This is a genomic window from Hydrogenophaga sp. FG152 (genome assembly GCF_057809615.1).
The window spans coordinates 1-314 of sequence record NZ_JBMDKH010000055.1 but is presented as its reverse complement, the minus strand read 5'-3'; the positions used below and the strand labels follow the sequence as shown (position 1 = coordinate 314).

1 pseudogene is annotated in these 314 nt (G+C 66.2%); it reads left to right on the top strand.

Annotated elements, in window-relative coordinates:
• A pseudogene (locus ACODTB_RS25830) lies at positions 1–314 on the top strand (flagellin); the annotation flags it as partial.

Here is a 314-nt window from a genome sequence, read left to right as displayed (position 1 = left end):
CAGGTGGTGGACGCGATCAACGCCAAGTCGTCCGACACCGGCGTGTTCGCCCGCGCCACCTACACGGCCGGCGTTGCAACGGGTTTCGAGACCTTCTCCGAAGGTGCCATTGCCGTGGCCGATTTCGGTGGCTTCACCGCCGCCGCCACCGGCACGGTCGCTGTCGGTGCCGCCGCCGCCAGCCAGCTGGACGACATCAGCGTCAACAGCTTCGGCGATGCGCAAAAGGCCCTGAAGGTGATCGACAACGCGATCAACTCCATCAACAGCTCGCGCGCCGACCTCGGTGCCCTGCAAAGCCGCTTCGAGAACGC